Consider the following 14,087-nt stretch of genomic DNA (forward strand, 5'->3'; position numbering starts at 1 on the left):
TCACCGCGGGTCCCGGCCGCCGTCCCCCGGCACCGTCCGGTCGCCGGGGACGGGCCGGTCGCCCGCCGTCAGCCGCGGCAGCAGCTGCGCGGTGAACAGCGTGGACAGCGCCGAGGTGTCGGCGCCGCCGTCGGTGCGCACCACCACCGGCTGCGGGGCCTTCCCGGCCAGCTCCGCGCCCACCTCGAGGCGCCTGCGGGCCAGTTCGTACTGGAGCACCGCCCGGTTGTCACGGTAGGCCTTGGCCAGGGCGCGCTGGGCGCGGGCCTCGTTCTCGGCCGCGATGAGCCCGCTGCGGCCGCGCGTCTCGATCTCGAACCGCACCCGCTGGGCCTCGGTCTCCTGCCGCTCCAGCAGCTGGGCGACCTCCTCGCGGGCCCGGTTCAGCGCCGCCCGCACCTCGACGATCCGGGCGTCGCGCACCTTCTTGGCCCGCTCGATGTCCATGCCCAGGCTGTCGATGCGCCGCTTGCGGGTCAGTCCCCACTCCTGCTCGTAGGCGGTGCGCTCCTTGGCGATCCGCTCCCGGGTGGCCAGGTGGTGCTGGTACTGCGTCGGCAGCTGCACGTCGGGGATGTTGCACCCGGTGATGCGCACGCCGTAGCCGGACAGCTGCCGGTTGAGCAGTTCCTGCATGTCGGCCACGTCCGAGCCGCGCAGGTCGTAGGCGCGCTCGGTGCGCATCCTGCGGGCCCGCTGCCGGATCGCGTCCTGCACGGCGCTGGACAGCACCAGGTCGAAGTTGCCGGCGCCGATGGTGCGGACGAACAGCACGGCGTCGGTGATGCGGAACTTCAGGAAGAACTCGATCGAGCGCAGCGGCACGTTCTCCTGCGTGGGGCAGGCCATGACCGGCGCCGAGTAGGGGATCTCGGTGGCCGTGTCGACGACGAAGTCGACCCGTGACCAGGGGTGCCACAGGTAGTGCCGGCCGGCGTCCAGGGTGCGCACGACGGCGCCGTAGCGGGTCAGCACGCCGTTGGTGCCCTGCTCGATCTCGACGATCGAGGAGCGCCACCACCACAGCGCGCCGACCAGCAGCAGCACCACTGCGGCGACGTAGGAGACGGTGGCCAGCGCGCCGTGGGCGAGGCCGGCCACGCCGTCGGAGTCGGCCTCCCGCAGTGTCAGCATCACACCCGTCAGCAGGGCGTGGACACCGAGCCAGAGCGGCAGCATCCACCACAGCCGGCGGCGGTGACGGGGGATGATCACCGGAATGAGGGTGTCGGCCTCGCCGCCGCGCAGCAGACGGGCGATGTCGCTCCAGGGGGCGACTGCCTCGGAGATGACCGAACGGCGGCGGGTACGGGCGGAGCTCACTGCTGGGCCTCCTCGGCGGACTCGGACACATCACTCGCCGCGGACACGGGCGCCTCGCCCGCCCCGGCGCCCTCGGGCACCTGCGGCACCGTCGGCCGCTCGGCCGCCAGCAGCGCGCCGATCTCCTCCTCGCGGGCGGCGATCCGCTCGGACACCTCCGTCAGCCGGTCCCGTACGGCGGCCATGTCCGCGTCGGAGAACAGCTCGGCCCCGCGCTCGCCGACCAGTTCCCGGGCCAGTTCGAGGAAGTCGATCCCGGCCGCGCCGGTGCCGTCCACGCCGCCGATGCGCACCAGCCGGGGCAGGTGGTCGGCGACCTGCTCCAGGGTGTCGAGCACCTGCTGCTGGTAGCGGTACTCGAGGATCTCCGGCGCCTGGGCCGCGGTCACCGCGCGGATGTCCAGGGCCTGCGCCTCCAGCAGCGCCGCGTTGGCCTTGGCCTCCGACTCGGCCTGGACGTACCGCTGGCGGGCCAGCGCCTCGGCGCGGTTGGTCTCGCGCTCCACGGCGGTGTCCATCTGCGCCTGGTACTGGGCGATGTCGGCCTGGATCGCGGAGAGCGTCTCCTGGCTGGAGGCGAGCTCCCGGGTCAGGTCGCCCTCGTCCTGCTCCTTGCGCAGCTGGAGCGCGTACTCGTGGGTGTACGCCTCCTTGGCCACCCGCACCATCTCGGGGGCGGCCAGGTCCATCCGGTAGCGCCGGTCCGAGGGCTCGGCGTGCGTGATGTTGGCGTTGGTCAGCTCCACCGCGGGCCGGAACTGCTGGTTGAGCTGCTCCAGCAGACGACCGCTGTCCTCGCCGACCATGTCGTAGATGCCGGACGCCTCCTGCTCGTAGATCAGGCTGCGGATGGTCTCGCTGACGGCGTTGCCCAGCTTCTCCTCGAACCCGCGCACGGCGCCGAGGGTGTAGACGAACTCGACCGGGTCGCTGATCCGGAACTGGATGAACAGGTCGATGGACGCCTTCACCCCGCCCTTGGTCGGGGCCTCGCGCACCGGCGCGTTGAACGGGTACTCGCGGGTCGTGTTGACGATGTACGACACCCGCTTCCACGGGCTGAGCAGGGTGACCCGGCCGGGGCCGACGACCTTCTCCAGCTTGCCGAACCGGGTGATCATCGCCTGGCAGCCGTCCGGCACCATGACCAGGCCCTGCCGCCACCACACGAACGCGACCGCGAGCAGCGCGACGATCCAGTAGTGCACTCCGAACAGCGGGTTCGTGAGCCCGCCGGCGCCGACCGCCGACGCGACGGAGGTGCCCACGGCGCCGACCACCAGCAGCGACAGCACCGGCAGCATGGACAGCAGGGAGCGGCCCCTGGGCATCACCATCGGGCAGATGGCGTGCACCACCTTCCCGTCCTCGCGCAGCTGCTCGCTGCGGCCCAGCGCCTCCCCCGCCTCGTCCAGCGGGACCGTCTTCTGCCGCATGACGGTGTCGACGGAGCTCCCGTCCTGTTCCCTGGCCGCCGGGAAGTCGGCCGGGTCCATCCCCTCGCCCTCGGCCTCCTGACGTCCGCCGTGCTCGTCCCCGGTGTTCCGGGACGGTGCGCCGCCCCCTGCGGTGCGGCGGCGCAGTTCGTCCTGGGCCGCCGTGCGCGGGTCGGTGCCGGACGCGACCGCCTCGGCGACGTTGCGCAGACTCTGCGCCCGCGTGCGTGCCACGGTCTCCCCCTTCGTGTGTGGTGCTGATCCCTGCCGGATCATCGACATGGTCCACCTGCGTCGTACGACGCAGGTGGACCATGTGATTCCACACCATCGGGAGGACGGCGATAAGGGGCGCTCCCAGCAACGGACACCCACCGGTGGTTGCCGGGATGCGCCCCCTGTGCCCGGGGTCCGGTGACGGTCAGGCCACGGCGGGCACCCGCTGGGGCTCGTCGGACGGGGTCTCGTCGGACGGGTCCTCGTCGACCGGGGAGGAGTGGACCGAGTCGTACGCCTTCCGGTCGAGCAGCCCCTCGCGGGCCGAGACGATGACCGGGACCAGCGCCTGGCCGGCGACGTTCGTCGCCGTGCGGATCATGTCCAGGATCGGGTCGATGGCCAGCAGCAGGCCCACGCCCTCCATGGGCAGACCCAGGGTGGAGAGGGTGAGGGTGAGCATGACCGTCGCGCCGGTGAGGCCGGCCGTGGCGGCGGAGCCCACCACCGAGACGAACGCGATCAGCAGGTAGTCGCCGACGCCGAGCGGGATGTCGAAGATCTGGGCGACGAAGATCGCGGCGATGGCCGGGTAGATCGCGGCGCAGCCGTCCATCTTCGTCGTCGCGCCGAACGGGACGGCGAAGCTCGCGTACTCCTTCGGCACGCCGAGGCGCTCGGTGACCTTCTGGGTCAGCGGCATGGTGCCGACGGAGGAGCGGGAGACGAAGGCCAGCTGGATCGCGGGCCAGGCGCCCTTGAAGAACTGCACCGGGCCGACCTTGCCGACGGTCGCCAGCAGCGCCGGGTAGACGCCGAAGAGGACGATGAGGCAGCCGACGTAGACGTCGGCGGTGAAGGTGGCGTACTTGCCGATCAGGTCCCAGCCGTAGGTGGCGATGGCGTTGCCGATGAGGCCGACGGTGCCGAGCGGGGCGAGGCGGATGACCCACCACAGGGCCTTCTGGAGGAGTTCGAGGACGGACTCGCTCAGGGTGAGGATCGGCTGGGCCTTCTCGCCGAGCTGGAGGGCGGCGATGCCGGCGACGACGGCCATGAAGACGATCTGCAGCACGTTCAGCTCGGTGAACGGTGTGATCACGTCGGTCGGCACGATGCCGGTCAGGAAGTCGATCCAGGAGCCGGTCCTCTCCGGTGCGGCGCCGTCCGCCGGGGTGAGGCCGGTGCCCGCGCCCGGGTTGGTGACCAGGCCGATGACCAGGCCGATCGCCACCGCGATCAGCGAGGTGATCATGAACCAGAGGAGGGTGCGCGAGGCCAGCCGGGCCGCGTTGTTGACCTTCCGCAGGTTGGTGATGGAGACCAGGATCGCGAAGAAGACGAGCGGGGCGACGGCCAGCTTCAGCAGGCCGATGAAGGTGCCGCCGACCTTCTCCAGGGTGGTGACGAGCCAGGAGAGGTCCTGGCTGCGGGCGAGCCAGCCGAGCAGGACGCCCAGGACGAGGCCGGCGAGTATCTGGGCCCAGAAGGGCGCGCGCAGGGGCAGCTTGAACTGCGTGTTCGTGGACACGGACATGCTCCGTTGTGATCCGTCTGTGGGGACGCGTGAGGAAGGGTGACGTGGGGTTCGGGTGGCGCGGGACGTCAGGGACGACAGTTCGCGGCGGTGACCCGGCAGAGGTCCACGTGCAGGCGCGCCACGAGCGGAACACTCCGGGGCGTGGGGAACACGGCTGCTGGCTTCACCCGAGAACCGTAACACCTGAGCTTTGGGATCCTCAAAGCATTGCTTTGGGAGGTGGAGGGCCGCAGGCTTCCGCACAACGCAAAGCGCCCCGGTTTCCGGGTCAGTTCGGAAACCGGGGCGCCCGAGTGCGGTGCGCGGATGTGACGGACGTTACGAGGCCTGCGTCCGCGTGCGGGCGGTCTCGTCGGCCGCGTCCTCCTGGTTGCGGTTGGCCTCCAGGTTGGCCTTGGCCCGGTTCACCCGCTGGACGATCCGCTCGGAGGCCTGGTCCCGCTGCTTGCGGAGCACGACGAGGCTGATCGGGGCCGAGATCACCAGGGCGAGCAGGATGATCCACAGTCCGTTGGAGTCACCGAGGCCGCGCGGGGCGAGGCCGGAGTGGACGAGACCCCAGACGGCCACGAGGCAGCCCACGAAGATCCCGAGGCGCATCAGCGTGTAGCGGAGCATCTCGTCCACTCTCCCTTCCTACGGTCAGAACGCCCCAAAGGGACAACCTCCAGTGAAGCACGACCGGGCAGGGATCTTTCAGCGGGGTACGGGCCTCAGGTCAGCGGCAGCAGCATGACGACGTCGTCGCGGTCGTCGCCGGGGGCCACGCGGATGGCGTCCGGGACCCGGCCGACCTCCTTGTAGCCGCAGGAGGCGTAGAAGCGCTCCAGGCCGAGACCGCCGCGGCAGGTGAGCCGGATCGCCTCGACGCCGTCGAGGGTGCGGGCGGCCCGCTCGGCGGCGGCCAGCAGGTCGCGGCCGTAGCCCCGGCCCTGGTGGCGGGGGTGGACCATCACCGTGTAGAGCCAGATCCAGTGGGTCATCAGCTGATGGGTGTTGAGGGTGAGGAACGCCGTCGCGGCCACCCTGCCCTCCTCGTCGTGCCCGACGAGGAGACGGGAGCGCTCCTCCGTCATCGACACGAGCTGCCGCACCAGGTTGGGGCGGATGTCCTCCCGCGTCACGGGCGGTACGAACCCCACCGCTCCACCGGCGTTGGTGACATCGACCCACAGGTCGAGGACGCCGTCGCGAAGTGCGGGGGTGACGACGGGATCGAACGTGAAAGTAAGGGGCATGGGCCGATGGTAAGCATTACCTCGGCGCACGCGCAGCCGCTTTCGCGCCGGACGCTCCCCCTCTGCCGAGCCGGGCGGGGCGGGCGCAGGCCGGCCCGCAGGGGGCTCCCGCCCCCTGCGGCCGGAGGGGCGGCCCCCTTCAGACGCGCATCGGCTGGGGGGACTCCCGTCGCGCCGGGTCGGGACCGTCGTACTCCCGGATGATCTCGTACCGCGTGTTCCGCTCCACCGGCCGGAACCCGGCGTCGCGGATCAGGTCCAGCAGGTCCTCGCGGGTCAGCTTGTTCGGCGTGCCGTAGTTGTCCGCGTCGTGCGTGATCTTGTACTCGACCACCGACCCGTCCATGTCGTCCGCCCCGTGCTGCAGCGCCAGTTGCGCCGTCTGCACGCCGTGCATCACCCAGAACACCTTGACGTGCGGCACGTTGTCGAACAGCAGCCGCGACACCGCGAACGTCTTCAGCGCCTCCGCGCCGGTCGCCATCTGCGTCCGCGCCTGGAGCCGGTTGCGTACCTTGCCGTCCTTCATGTCCACGAAGTCGTGCTGGTAGCGCAGCGGGATGAAGACCTGGAAGCCGCCGGTCTCGTCCTGGAGTCCACGCAGCCGCAGCACGTGGTCCACACGGTGGCGGGGCTCCTCGACGTGCCCGTACAGCATGGTGCACGGGGTCCTGAGCCCCTTCTCGTGCGCCAGCCGGTGGATCCTCGACCAGTCCTCCCAGTGCGTCCGGTGGTCGACGATGTGCTGCCGCACCTCCCAGTCGAAGATCTCGGCGCCACCGCCGGTCAGCGACTCGAGGCCCGCGTCGATCAGCTCGTCGAGGATCTCGGAGGCGGACATCCCGGAGATGGTCTCGAAGTGGTGGATCTCGGTGGCCGTGAACGCCTTCAGCGAGACGTCCGGCAGCGCGGCCTTCAGCTCCCGCAGCGAGCGCGGGTAGTAGCGCCACGGCAGATTGGGGTGCAGTCCGTTGACGATGTGCAGCTCGGTCAGGTTCTCCGGCTCCATCGCCTTGGCGAGCTTCACCGCCTCCTCGATGCGCATCGTGTACGCGTCCTTCTCCCCCGGCTTGCGCTGGAAGGAGCAGTAGGCGCAGGAGGCGGTGCACACGTTCGTCATGTTGAGGTGGCGGTTGACGTTGAAGTGCACGACGTCGCCGTTCAGCCTCGTGCGCACCTCGTGCGCCAGCCCGCCCAGCCAGGCCAGGTCGTCCGACTCGTACAGCGCGATGCCGTCCTCACGGGTCAGGCGTTCGCCCGCCCTGACCTTCTCCTCCAGCTCGCGCTTGAGCCCGACGTCCATGCCGATCCCTCTTTCCCTCTTCAGACAGACCCGGTCAACCGTACGCCCCGGTCACTCCCCCTCTTCGGGCAGCTCACCGACGCGGTTCTCCCACTTGGTGGAGAGCACGATGGTGGTACGGGTGCGGGAGACGCCCTTGGTGCCGGACAGCCGGCGGATGGTCTTCTCCAGGCCGTCCACGTCGGAGGCCCGGACCTTGAGCATGAAGGAGTCGTCGCCGGCGATGAACCAGCAGTCCTCGATCTCCTTCAGCTCCTTCAGCCGCTGCGCCACGTCCTCGTGGTCGGCGGCGTCGGAGAGCGAGATGCCGATCAGGGCGGTGACGCCGAGGCCCAGCGAGGCGGCGTCCACGGTGGCCCGGTAGCCGGTGATGACACCGGCCGCCTCCAGCCGGTTGATGCGGTCGGTGACGCTGGGTCCCGACAGGCCGACGAGGCGCCCCAGCTCCGCGTAGGAGGCCCGGCCGTTCTCCCTGAGGGCCTGGATGAGCTGCCTGTCCACCGCGTCCATCGAATCGAAGCCTTCCGCTGAAGAGGTCTGAGAGTTCTGCACGTGCCGAGGTGTCGCGGGGGCGCTCAGTCCGGACGGGACCCGCCGCCGAGTCCGCCCTTCCAGCGGCGGTAGAGGCGGTGCTCGACGCCCGCCGCGTCGAGTACGCGTCCGGCGACGAAGTCCACCAGGTCCTGGATGTGCGTCGCGCCCGCGTAGAAGGCGGGCGAGGCGGGCACCACGGTCGCGCCCGCGTCGTCCAGCGTCACCAGGTGCCGCAGCGTCTGCCCGTTCAGCGGGGTCTCCCGTACGGCCACGACCAGCGTGCGGCCCTCCTTCAGGGTGACGCTCGCCGAACGCTGCAGCAGGTCCTTGGACAGCCCGATCGCCACCCCGGCCACACAGGCCGTGGAGGCGGGCACGATCAGCATGCCCTTGCTCGGGTACGACCCCGAGGACGGCCCGGCCGCGAGGTCGCCGGCGGCCCAGTGCCGTACGCCGTCGAGGTCGACGGTGAACGTGTCCGGCTTGCCGTCCGCACCCCGGGACAGCCATTCCCGCAGGTCGTCCTGCCAGTGGGCGTCCCGGAAGGCGATGCCGGTCTCGTCCAGCAGGGTGAGCCGGGAGGCCCGGCTCACGACGAGGTCGACGCTCTCTCCCGCCGCCAGGAGCGCACGCAGCACAGCGGCTGCGTAGGGCGTCCCGGACGCCCCCGACACCCCCACGATCCAAGGCTTGCGCCGCGTTTCTCCTGCGTTCACATCTTGAGCCTACCGGCGGAGGGCAGGCGTCCGTTCCCAGGACCGGTCGGACGGCTTCGGGCCCGAGCGGCACGGGGCCCCGTCCTCGGCCCGCACCGCAGGGCCCCGGACGGCTGGAGCGCGGATCCGACGGGACGAGGGGGGAACGATGGCCAAGGTCGACGTCAGTCCCGACGCCGAACTCGTGGTGGAGGTGATGGTCCTGGCGGGGGTCGGCTCGCCCCGGGACGCGATCGAGGTGGTCGTACGGGACTGCATCGCCCGCGGCCACCGCGCCGAGGCGCGCACCGGGCCCAAGGACCGGGGCCTGCGCGAGATCGACGTCAAGCCGCAGGAACCCAGGACTGGCTCCCGGCCGCGCGCCGGCCTCCCCTACACGGTCAGGCCCCGCACCAGCAGGTCCAGCAGCGCGCACACGAACAGGGCGATGCCGATGAAGCCGTTGACGGAGAAGAACGCCCGGTTCAGGCGGGACAGGTCGTGGGGGCGGACGATGGTGTGCTCGTAGACGAAGGCCCCGGCCACGACCAGCAGGCCGAGCCAGAAGAAGACACCGGCGTCGGTGAGGAGCGCGTACCAGACGAGGAGGGCCGTCGTGACGGCGTGGCAGCCGCGGGCGCCCCGGATCGCGGCGGGGATGCCGAAGCGGGCCGGGACCGACTTCACGCCGGTCTCGCGGTCGGTGTCGACGTCCTGGCAGGCGTAGATCAGGTCGAAGCCGCCGATCCAGACGCCGACCGCGAGGCCGAGGACGGCGGCGTCCCAGGACCACTCCCCGGTGATCGCCAGCCAGCCGCCGACCGGGCCCATCGCCTGCGCGAGCCCGAGGATGGCCTGCGGGAAGTCGGTGAACCGCTTGCCGTACGGGTACACCACCATCGGGACCACTGCGACGGGGGCGAGGGCCAGGCAGAGCGGGTTGAGGAGGGCCGCGGCGCCCAGGAAGACGGCGAGGGCGATGAGTGCGCCCGTCCAGGCGTGCCTGACCGACATCGCGCCGGTGACCAGCTCGCGGTGGGCGGTGCGCGGGTTGCGGGCGTCGATCTCGCGGTCGATGATCCGGTTGGCGGCCATGGCGAAGGTGCGCAGGCCGACCATGGCGAGGGTGACCAGGAGCAGCCGGCCCCAGTGGATGTTCCCGTCCCGCTCGTACATCGCGGTGAGGGCGGCGATGTAGGCGAAGGGCAGGGCGAAGACCGAGTGCTCGATCATCACCAGGCGGAGGAAGGCTTTCGTGCGTCCCGGCTGCTGCGGAAGCGCGGCGGAGGCCGAGGTCACAGTCCGTACTCCTGCCAGCGGCGGTCGACCAGCGCGGCCGTGTCCGGGTCGGACTCGACCATGTCGGGCCAGCCGCCGTCGCGCGTGTACCCCTCCTCGGGCCACTTCCGCGTCGCGTCGATGCCCGCCTTGCCGCCCCAGAACTGCTGGTACGAGGCGTGGTCGAGATGGTCGACGGGACCTTCGACGACGGTGAGGTCACGGGCGTAGTCGGTGTTGCCGAGGGCCCGCCAGGACACCTCGTGCAGGTCGTGGACGTCGCAGTCGGAGTCGACGACCACGATCAGCTTGGTCAGCGACATCATGTGGGCGCCCCAGATGGCGTGCATGACCTTCTGCGCGTGCTTGGGGTACTTCTTGTCGATCGAGACGATCGCGCAGTTGTGGAAGCCGCCGGACTCGGGGAGGTGGTAGTCCACGATGTCCGGGACGATGATCTTGAGGAGGGGCAGGAAGAAGCGTTCCGTCGCCCGCCCCAGCGGGCCGTCCTCCGTCGGGGGCCGGCCGACGACGATCGACTGGAGCAGCGGGCGCCTGCGCATGGTCACGCAGTCGATCCTCAGGGCCGGAAACGGCTCCTGCGGGGTGTAGAACCCGGTGTGGTCGCCGAACGGCCCCTCGGGCAGCATCTCGCCCGGCTCCAGCCAGCCCTCGACGACGACCTCCGCCTGCGCCGGCACCTGAAGCGGAACGGTCTTGCAGTCGACCATCTCGATCCGCTTGCCCTGCAGGAACCCGGCGAACAGGTACTCGTCGATGTCGCCGGGCAGGGGCGCGGTGGAGGCGTACGTCACGGCGGGCGGGCAGCCGAAGGCGATGGCGACGGGCAGCCGCTCGCCGCGCCGGGCGGCCACCTGGTAGTGGTTGCGGCTGTCCTTGTGGATCTGCCAGTGCATGCCGATGGTGCGCTTGTCGTGTCGCTGGAGGCGGTACAGGCCGAGGTTGCGGATGCCCGACTCGGGGTCCTTGGTGTGGGTGAGGCCCAGGTTGAAGAAGGAGCCGCCGTCCTTGGGCCAGGTGAAGAGCGCGGGGAGCCGGTCGAGGTCCACGTCGTCGCCGTGCAGGACGACCTCCTGGACGGGCGCGTCCTTCACCTTCTTCGGCGGTACGTGCGTCATCGCGCCGAGCTTCCCGAACGCCTCGCGCACCCCGACGAACCCGTGCGGCAGCTCGGGCTTCAGCAGCCCGCCGATCTTCTCGGAGATGTCCGCGTACGACTTCAGGCCGAGCGCCTTCAGCAGCCGGCGGTCGGTGCCGTACACGTTCATCGCGAGGGGCATGCTCGAGCCGCGCACGTTCTCGAAGAGCAGCGCGGGACCGCCGGCCTTGTTCACCCGGTCGACGATCTCACCGACCTCCAGACACGGGTCGACCTCGGCCTTGATGCGCTTGAGGTCGCCCTCGCGCTCCAGCGCCCTGAGCAGGGAGCGAAGATCGTCGTAAGCCATGGGGTCAAGTATCCCCGAGCGGTTACCCTGGCCCTGTACCGCCCACCGCTTTCGCTGGAGAGGCCCCATGCTGCGGGTGCTGATGTTCCTCGTGCCACTGGCTCTGAGCGTGTACGCGTTCATCGACTGCATCAGCACGAAGGACGACGACATCCGGCACATGCCCAAGCCGCTGTGGGCGATCCTCGTGCTGCTGTTCCCGCTGGTCGGCTCGGTCTCGTGGCTGATCGCCGGCAAGAAGCGGCGCCCCGCGGGCGGTGCCGGTCCCACCCGGGGCCGGGGTGGCGGCCGGCAGCAGTGGGTCGCGCCGGACGACAACCCCGACTTCCTGAAGTCGCTCGGCGAGGACAAGCCGGACGAGGACCGCGGCAAGGACCCCAAGGACGGCTGAGCCCCGACCGCGTACGGCGCCGCGGGGACCGTGATCACACGAGGGTCTTGATCCGCGCGGCGTCCAGGGCCCGGTCGAAGACCCGTACGTCCCGGACGGCGCCGGGGAAGAAGTCGACGGCCCGGCCGCCGTACGACGCCCGGCCGATGACGAGGGGGCCGGTGGCGGACATGGGGCCGGTGTCCTCGGCCTCCGCCTCCTGCACGCCGTTGACATACAACCGCAGGGTGCGCGCCCGGCTGTCGCAGACGCCGGCGAGGTGGGTCCAGACGTTCACGGCGGGCTCGCTGCGGCCGGTGGCGCGTCGGCCAGGGCGGGAGAGGGCCCAGCGGTTCCCCTCGACGGCGTACTGGAGGTAGAAGGCGCTGGCGTCCCCGGAGTCCTGGCTGACGGCGGTGGCCCAGTTCCCCGGTACGGCGGAGAGCCGGACCCAGGCGGCGACCGTGAAACTCCGGCCCTTCCCGGTCTCCACCACCGGGCCCCCGGTCACGATCTGGCTGCCCTGCCCGTCGAAGACGGCTCCGCCTCCGCCGGGCAGCCAGGTCACGCCGGTCGCGGTGCCGTCGTGCCGGCCGCCCGCGGTGTCCCGCGCGACCGTGCCCGAGGTCTCGTCGAGGGGCCAGTGCCCGACGGGCCGGGCGGGCCGGGGACCGGCAGCGGGCGAGGCCGAGGGGGAGGCCGAGGAGGAGGGCGCGGCCCGGTCCGCGGCGGCCGGCCGGTTGAACCGGAACCCCGCCCCGACGCCGGCCGCGGCGACCGCTCCCCCGCCGACGCCAAGGAGCAGGAAGGTCCGTCGGCTGCCGCCGCGTTTCCGGCCCGCCCGGCGGCCGGCCGGTTCCGTGGCGGCGGGTGTCGGCTCCGGGGCGGCGCCCACCCGGGTGGCCCGGTCGTGGAAGTGCGGCGCCACCATGGTCGCCCGCTGCGGGAGGGCGCCGGGTCCGCCGTCGCGCGGAAGGACGTTCGTGAGGGCCCTCGGGTCCGTGGGACGGGCGCCCGGGAGGGCCGTCCCGGCCTGGGCCGGGGACGCGGGAACACTCCCTGCCGGCCAGGGGCCGGGGAGCCGCAGGGCCATCGTGCTCTCGCCGTCCAGCGCGCCGACCCGGGTGAGGATCTCGCGCGGGGTGGGACGGCGGGCCGGATCCTTGGCGAGGCAGTCGCCGATCAGGGTGTGCAGGGCCGGGTCGGTGACGGCGCCGATGTCGGGGGTGTTGTGCACCACCCGGTAGAGCAGCGCGGGGGTCGGTCCGTCGCCGAAGGGGTTGGCGCCGGTCGCCGCGAAGGCCAGCACAGCGCCCAGACAGAAGATGTCGCTGGCCGGGGTGATCGTGTCGCCATTGACCTGCTCGGGCGACATGAATCCGGGCGAGCCGGCCACGAGACCGGTGCCGGTGATCGAGTCCGCCTCGACGCTGCGGACGATCCCGAAGTCGATGACACGGGGCCCGTCCTCGGCGAGCAGCACGTTGGAGGGTTTGAGGTCGCGGTGGACGAGGTTCACGGCATGGATCGACACCAGCGCCTCGGCCAGCCCGGCCGCCAGCGCGAGGACCGCCCCCGCCTCGAACGGCCCCCGCTCGACGACCGCCTGCTCCAGCGAAGGACCGGCGATGTAGCTGGTCACCAGCCACGGCAGGGGCGCGTCCGGGTCGGCGTCGATCACGGGGGCGGTGAAGGCGCCGCTGACCTTCCGGGCCGCCTCGACCTCACGCCGGAACCGGTCACGGAACTCGGGCCGGCGCACCAGTTCGGCGTGCACCACCTTCACCGCGACGAGCCGTCCGCCCGGGGAGCGGCCGAGGAAGACCCTGCCCATACCGCCAGCGCCCAGCCGGTTCAGCAACCGGTACGCCCCGACGGAGTGCGGGTCGTCCGGCTCCAGCGCTGACACAGATGCCTCCCGGCGTGCGATCTCGGCCCATGGGGCGGGGCCAAGCATAAAGGCATTCGCACCCGTGTTCGTCGGAGTACCTTACGCCGTACGGCACTTCGACCGCCGTGCTCCTCTCGAGCGGCGCGCGCCGGGAGCTGCGGGACGCCCACGGGACGGGCCCCGGTCGTGTCCTCCGGCACCGGAGCACCCATGACGTTCCTCTCCGCCCCGCCCGCCGCCTGCACGGCGATGACCGGGCCAGGGCACAGAGCACGTACGACGGGCCTTCGACGGGGGACACCGGCGTCATGGAGCCGATCGAACAGGTCACCGCCCGCGCCTGTCCCGCCGCCGTCCTCCGCAGGCCCGTACCGGGCCTGCGAAGAGCGGCGGTCCCCCTCGGAGCCGCGCCGTACGGCGCCGGCGGGACTCCGCTCGGCCGCGGCCACAACCCCCCGCGTCCAGGACGACGGCCCGTCGGCGCACGCGGAGACCGCCGCCCTCCGCTGCGGGACGGCAGCGGTCGTACCGCGGTGCGACGACGGTGACGGCGCTCCCCCCGTTCCGGTACCGCTCGGGGCTCGTCCGGCGGTCCGGCATCTCCCGGATGGTGATCGGCGGGCGGTCGCCTTCCGCGGCGGGCACGACTGGCCGGCCACGGCGTGGGGAGCGTGCTACTGGACGATCCGGAGCGCGCCGCGATGACGCGGGAGTTCGTCGCCCGCCGTCCACGGCTGCGGAGCGAGGACATCGCCGGCTGAACGGCGAAGGCCGGCTCCCGTGACCCAGGTCAC

At 71.7% G+C, this 14,087-nt stretch carries 13 protein-coding genes and 2 pseudogenes; 3 read left to right on the forward strand and 12 right to left on the reverse strand.

Features of this window, described 5'->3' with window-relative positions; translation table 11 throughout:
* The 9 genes from KYY02_RS15665 to KYY02_RS15705 all read right to left on the reverse strand — a co-directional run bounded on the left by KYY02_RS15665 (position 1) and on the right by KYY02_RS15705 (position 8,306).
* Entirely contained in the window at positions 1 to 1,323 is a 1,323-nt protein-coding gene (locus KYY02_RS15665; RefSeq protein WP_371238555.1) for an SPFH domain-containing protein, read from the reverse strand.
* Positions 1,320 to 2,993 carry an SPFH domain-containing protein gene (locus KYY02_RS15670; protein ID WP_371238556.1) on the reverse strand — a complete coding sequence of 558 codons (1,674 nt, stop codon included), beginning with the start codon at positions 2,991 to 2,993 and terminating at the stop codon, positions 1,320 to 1,322. Before KYY02_RS15670 ends, KYY02_RS15665 begins: the two co-directional genes overlap by 4 nt.
* A 187-nt stretch (positions 2,994 to 3,180) precedes the next feature.
* The gene (locus KYY02_RS15675) at positions 3,181 to 4,512 is read right to left on the reverse strand and encodes a dicarboxylate/amino acid:cation symporter (protein WP_371238557.1); all 1,332 of its coding nucleotides are present in this window, start codon (positions 4,510 to 4,512) and stop codon (positions 3,181 to 3,183) included.
* Positions 4,513 to 4,580: 68 nt separating this feature from the next.
* The gene (locus KYY02_RS15680; protein WP_371238558.1) at positions 4,581 to 4,682 is read right to left on the reverse strand and encodes a putative leader peptide; all 102 of its coding nucleotides are present in this window, start codon (positions 4,680 to 4,682) and stop codon (positions 4,581 to 4,583) included.
* A 151-nt stretch (positions 4,683 to 4,833) separates the two neighbouring features.
* A complete protein-coding gene (locus KYY02_RS15685) occupies positions 4,834 to 5,133 on the reverse strand; it encodes a DUF4229 domain-containing protein (protein ID WP_371238589.1) in 300 nt (99 codons plus the stop codon).
* A 95-nt stretch (positions 5,134 to 5,228) separates the two neighbouring features.
* The gene (locus tag KYY02_RS15690) at positions 5,229 to 5,753 is read right to left on the reverse strand and encodes a GNAT family N-acetyltransferase (protein WP_371238559.1); all 525 of its coding nucleotides are present in this window, start codon (positions 5,751 to 5,753) and stop codon (positions 5,229 to 5,231) included.
* A 139-nt stretch (positions 5,754 to 5,892) separates the two neighbouring features.
* Positions 5,893 to 7,056, reverse strand: a complete 1,164-nt coding sequence (mqnE, locus tag KYY02_RS15695; RefSeq protein WP_371238560.1) for an aminofutalosine synthase MqnE — start codon at positions 7,054 to 7,056, stop codon at positions 5,893 to 5,895.
* Positions 7,057 to 7,107: 51 nt separating this feature from the next.
* Entirely contained in the window at positions 7,108 to 7,566 is a 459-nt protein-coding gene (locus KYY02_RS15700; protein ID WP_371238561.1) for an Lrp/AsnC family transcriptional regulator, read from the reverse strand.
* A gap of 65 nt (positions 7,567 to 7,631) precedes the next feature.
* Complete coding sequence (locus KYY02_RS15705) at positions 7,632 to 8,306, reverse strand: UbiX family flavin prenyltransferase (protein ID WP_503167865.1); 675 nt, start codon at positions 8,304 to 8,306, stop codon at positions 7,632 to 7,634.
* A 148-nt stretch (positions 8,307 to 8,454) separates the two neighbouring features.
* Between KYY02_RS15705 and KYY02_RS15710 the strand changes: the two are divergent.
* Positions 8,455 to 8,649: pseudogene (locus tag KYY02_RS15710) on the forward strand (DUF2191 domain-containing protein); the annotation flags it as partial.
* A 29-nt stretch (positions 8,650 to 8,678) separates the two neighbouring features.
* On the opposite strand, the gene mqnP reads toward KYY02_RS15710, so the two are convergent.
* Positions 8,679 to 9,584: a menaquinone biosynthesis prenyltransferase MqnP gene (gene mqnP, locus KYY02_RS15715; RefSeq protein WP_371238562.1), complete on the reverse strand. Its 906-nt coding sequence runs from the start codon at positions 9,582 to 9,584 to the stop codon at positions 8,679 to 8,681.
* Positions 9,581 to 11,032: a menaquinone biosynthesis decarboxylase gene (locus tag KYY02_RS15720; protein ID WP_371238563.1), complete on the reverse strand. Its 1,452-nt coding sequence runs from the start codon at positions 11,030 to 11,032 to the stop codon at positions 9,581 to 9,583. Before KYY02_RS15720 ends, mqnP begins: the two co-directional genes overlap by 4 nt.
* A gap of 67 nt (positions 11,033 to 11,099) precedes the next feature.
* Here KYY02_RS15720 and KYY02_RS15725 point away from each other — a divergent pair, with 67 nt between their 5' ends.
* Positions 11,100 to 11,423 carry a PLD nuclease N-terminal domain-containing protein gene (locus KYY02_RS15725; protein ID WP_371238564.1) on the forward strand — a complete coding sequence of 108 codons (324 nt, stop codon included), beginning with the start codon at positions 11,100 to 11,102 and terminating at the stop codon, positions 11,421 to 11,423.
* 34 nt (positions 11,424 to 11,457) lie between these two features.
* Here KYY02_RS15725 and KYY02_RS15730 read toward each other — a convergent pair whose 3' ends face one another.
* Positions 11,458 to 13,311 carry a protein kinase domain-containing protein gene (locus KYY02_RS15730; RefSeq protein WP_371238565.1) on the reverse strand — a complete coding sequence of 618 codons (1,854 nt, stop codon included), beginning with the start codon at positions 13,309 to 13,311 and terminating at the stop codon, positions 11,458 to 11,460.
* Positions 13,312 to 13,601: 290 nt separating this feature from the next.
* On the opposite strand from KYY02_RS15730, the pseudogene KYY02_RS15735 reads away from it, so the two are divergent.
* Positions 13,602 to 14,054: pseudogene (locus KYY02_RS15735) on the forward strand (cytidine/deoxycytidylate deaminase family protein).
* The last annotated feature ends 33 nt before the right edge of the window (positions 14,055 to 14,087 follow it).

Origin of the sequence: Streptomyces pimonensis, assembly GCF_041380215.1 — a bacterium.
Taxonomy (GTDB): domain Bacteria; phylum Actinomycetota; class Actinomycetes; order Streptomycetales; family Streptomycetaceae; genus Streptomyces; species Streptomyces pimonensis.

Coding starts and splice junctions, on each gene's coding strand:
- KYY02_RS15725 (WP_371238564.1), top strand. CDS start 11,100: ATGCTGCGGGTGCTGATGTTCCTCGTGCCACTGGCTCTGAGCGTGTAC.
- KYY02_RS15690 (WP_371238559.1), bottom strand. CDS start 5,753: ATGCCCCTTACTTTCACGTTCGATCCCGTCGTCACCCCCGCACTTCGC.
- KYY02_RS15700 (WP_371238561.1), bottom strand. CDS start 7,566: ATGGACGCGGTGGACAGGCAGCTCATCCAGGCCCTCAGGGAGAACGGC.
- KYY02_RS15675 (WP_371238557.1), bottom strand. CDS start 4,512: ATGTCCGTGTCCACGAACACGCAGTTCAAGCTGCCCCTGCGCGCGCCC.
- KYY02_RS15685 (WP_371238589.1), bottom strand. CDS start 5,133: ATGCTCCGCTACACGCTGATGCGCCTCGGGATCTTCGTGGGCTGCCTC.
- mqnE (WP_371238560.1), bottom strand. CDS start 7,056: ATGGACGTCGGGCTCAAGCGCGAGCTGGAGGAGAAGGTCAGGGCGGGC.
- KYY02_RS15720 (WP_371238563.1), bottom strand. CDS start 11,032: ATGGCTTACGACGATCTTCGCTCCCTGCTCAGGGCGCTGGAGCGCGAG.